The following is a 3,354-nucleotide window of genomic DNA, read 5'->3' as shown; positions in this document are numbered from 1 at the left end:
ATAAAACACATTGATTCATTGGCACAAACGCCCCTGCAGGTTAATGATTATATAGCGGTTAGCAACAAAAAAGGCATTTATGCCATGGCTTACAAAGACTGCCTTTATGTAATGTACACCAAATTACATAACTATACCGGTAACCTGGAGGATATTCCGGCGGCGGCGCAGCCGGGATACGCAAAAACAATTGTAACGTTTACCGCACCGGATATATTTTTTGATGATAACGGCATCATTGTAAACCCTGAAAGCCTTGTTTACGAAGGCTACTGGGCCAAAATTAGGATAGCAGAATTACTTCCCTCAGACTATAGTCCCGATAATTAGCATATCCTAACGAAGGGGTATCCGAAACAAAAGACCGTTGTTATCTTGTCGGTTAATAGCAATTTATCATAATTCCACATTCAGACAGAACGACTTTAACCAGCTTCCCTGCCCCGGTTAACTCCGCGGTTAAATTTAACACTATGAGCACAAAGGCAGCTCAAAGACCACCATGCCTATCAGTTGTGGACATGTTATTAAATAATCCTACAAAAAAAACCGCCATGCTAAAGCACAGCGGAGTTTTAATTTTATTTATTTTCTAAAGTCACATGCAGCTTCTTTCGGACTTTGCTGACCCTGCCTGCCGGCAGGTTTCAGACTAAAAAACTTACTTCTGCTCTTCCTCTTCAGGCTTTTTGCTTTCGCCTTTGCGGGCAACAATTTTTATTTCGTTGCTTTCTTTGTCGTAGTCGATTTCCATGGTATCGCCTTCGCTCAGTTCGCCTTTTAATATTTCTTCGGCAATCGGGTCTTCCAGGTATTTCTGGATCGCACGTTTTAACGGACGGGCGCCAAACTGGCTGTCGTAGCCCTTATCGGCGATAAACTCTTTAGCGCCTAAGGTAAGCTCAATTTTGTAGCCCAGCATATTTACCCGGTTAAACAGGTAAGCCAGTTCAATATCAATGATCTTAAAGATCTCTTCTTTACCCAGGGAATTAAACACGATCACATCGTCTATACGGTTCAAAAACTCAGGTGCAAAAGCACGTTTCAAAGCATTTTCAATTACACCTCTTGAATGTGAATCAGCCTGAATAGTTTTAGCGCTGGTAGTAAAACCAACTCCCTGGCCAAAATCCTTCAACTGGCGTGCGCCAATGTTTGAGGTCATGATGATGATCGTATTCCTGAAATCAACCTTGCGGCCTAATGAGTCAGTTAACTGCCCTTCATCCAATACCTGTAACAGGATGTTGAATACATCCGGGTGTGCTTTTTCAATTTCATCCAGTAATACTACTGCATAAGGTTTGCGGCGTACCTTTTCGGTCAGCTGTCCGCCTTCTTCATAACCTACATAGCCCGGAGGCGCACCCACTAAGCGGGATACAGCGAATTTTTCCATGTATTCGCTCATGTCGATCTGGATCAGGGCGTCCTCTGTGTCAAACATAAAGCGTGAAAGTTCTTTCGCCAGTTCAGTTTTACCAACACCGGTAGGGCCCAGGAATATAAATGAACCGATCGGTTTTTTAGGATCTTTCAATCCGGCGCGGGTCCTTTGAATGGCGCGGGTCAATTTCTTGATCGCTTCTTCCTGCCCGATTACTTTGCTGCCAACAGTTTCAGCCATATTCAACAGCTTGTGGCTGTCGGCCTGGCCCACACGCTGAACAGGGATACCGGTCATCATGCTTACTACTTCGGCAACGTTATCTTCAGTAACGGTATAGCGTTTTGATTTGGTTTCGGCTTCCCAAATGGCTTTAGCCTGTTCCAGTTCTTCCAGCAAATGTTTCTCCGTATCACGCAGTTTAGCAGCTTCTTCGTATTTCTGGCTGCGTACCACTTTGTTTTTCTCGATCTTGATCAGCTCGATCTTTTGCTCAATATCCAAAATGTTTTGTGGCACATGAATATTGGTTAAGTGAACACGAGATCCCGACTCGTCCAGGGCATCAATAGCCTTATCCGGTAAGAAGCGGTCGGTAATATATCTTGTGGTTAAAGTAACGCAGGCGTTAATTGCCTCAGGCGTATAAGTTACGCCATGGTGCTCTTCGTATTTCTCTTTAATGCGGTTCAGTATCTCAATAGTTTCATCCGGCGTAGCAGGTTCAACCATTACCTTTTGGAAACGACGGTCTAAAGCGCCGTCTTTTTCAATATACTGGCGGTATTCATCCAAAGTAGTGGCGCCGATGCATTGTATTTCGCCCCTGGCCAATGCCGGTTTAAACATATTGGAAGCATCCAGCGAACCAGATGCGCCGCCTGCGCCAACAATAGTATGGATCTCGTCAATGAATAAGATTACGTCAGGCGATTTCTCTAGCTCGTTCATCACGGCTTTCATACGCTCTTCAAACTGCCCGCGGTATTTGGTGCCGGCAACTAATGAAGCCAGGTCCAAAGTAACCACGCGTTTGTTAAACAACACGCGCGAAACTTTACGCTGAACGATCCGTAACGCTAAACCTTCCGCAATGGCTGATTTACCAACGCCGGGCTCACCTATTAATATAGGGTTGTTCTTTTTACGGCGAGACAGGATCTGCGATACCCGTTCAATCTCTTTTTCGCGACCTACGATGGGGTCAAGGCGGCCGTCTTCGGCTGCTTTGGTTAAGTCGCGGCCAAAATTATCCAGTACCGGTGTTTTTGATTTAATGTCCGATACTTTTTTAGGTTGGCTAAATGATTCTTCTTCCTTGAAGTCGTCATCGCCGCCGGTAGGGGATCCCGGCATTTCGTCGGTTACATCGTTCTTATGTGATTCCACTTCGCCTTTAAAAATTTCGTAATTAACATGAAACTGGGTTAATATCTGCGACGCGATGTTGTCCTCGTCGCGCAGTATCGACAGAAGCAAATGCTCCGTACCGATAACATCGCTTTTAAATATTTTAGCTTCCAGGTAAGTAATCTTTAATACCTTTTCGGCCTGTTTGGTTAATGGGATACTGCCGATATGCACATTTGTGCCGATAGTTCCTTTTACAGCATCCTCTACCGAGCGTCGTAATTTTGCTGTATCAACGGCTAATTCTTTCAGTAATTTTATTGCAACGCCGTCCCCGTCTCTTATCAGTCCCAACAAAAGGTGCTCAGTCCCAATATAGTCATGGCCAAGGCGCAAAGCCTCCTCCCTGCTGTATTGTATAACATCCTTAACCCGCGGCGAAAATTTAGCTTCCATATAGTTCCTTCCGATTTATGAACGCCCTAATGTATTAAATTGTTTCAATAATCAAGGCGCGTTATTTTACACATATCAACAATATTATTGCCAAGTTTTTAAGTTGAATATAAAGCAGACATTCAGATGATATTCAATTTAAAAAACTTAAATAATTT

Annotated in this window: 1 protein-coding gene and 1 pseudogene; one reads left to right on the top strand and one right to left on the bottom strand. The window is 43.9% G+C overall.

Annotated features, from left to right (window positions below; translation table 11 throughout):
• Positions 1-330 (top strand): annotated as a pseudogene (locus QZY09_RS18215) (hypothetical protein); the annotation flags it as partial.
• Positions 331-661: 331 nt separating this feature from the next.
• Here QZY09_RS18215 and QZY09_RS18210 read toward each other — a convergent pair.
• Positions 662-3,196, bottom strand: a complete 2,535-nt coding sequence (locus tag QZY09_RS18210; RefSeq protein WP_295674679.1) for an ATP-dependent Clp protease ATP-binding subunit — start codon at positions 3,194-3,196, stop codon at positions 662-664.
• Positions 3,197-3,354 lie beyond the last annotated feature (158 nt).

It is taken from the genome of uncultured Mucilaginibacter sp. (assembly GCF_903913935.1).
GTDB lineage: Bacteria > Bacteroidota > Bacteroidia > Sphingobacteriales > Sphingobacteriaceae > Mucilaginibacter.
This window is presented reverse-complemented; position numbering and strand designations above follow the sequence as displayed.